The organism is Pseudomonas sp. GW456-12-10-14-LB2 (genome assembly GCF_002884345.1).
Taxonomy (GTDB): domain Bacteria; phylum Pseudomonadota; class Gammaproteobacteria; order Pseudomonadales; family Pseudomonadaceae; genus Aquipseudomonas; species Aquipseudomonas paraglycinae.
The window spans coordinates 1-260 of record NZ_POHV01000214.1; the positions used below are offsets into that span (position 1 = coordinate 1).

A 260-nucleotide genomic window follows, 5' to 3' on the forward strand; every position below is an offset into this window, starting at 1 on the left:
GCGGGGGTGCGCGGACCGGATCGCTGTGAATGATGGCGGAGCTGCGACCACCGTCCGGCAGCATTGCGTTTGAGAGTTCCGGCGACGATGGAGTCGCCGTTCCTGACCGTCTGCTCCAAAGCGGGGGCGGCAACTGCTAGCGAGAACGTGTTGAGGTCGGCGGCGTGAATACCCCCCAGTAGCGGGTCGACGACGGCGCGGCTCACCTCGTCACCAAATCTTTCGGCGATGAATTGGCCGACGCTGACGTCGTCAAGGTG

At 64.6% G+C, this 260-nt stretch carries 1 pseudogene; it reads right to left on the bottom strand.

The window, feature by feature from the left end:
- Positions 1–260, bottom strand: a pseudogene (locus C1X29_RS28795) (protoporphyrinogen oxidase); the annotation flags it as partial.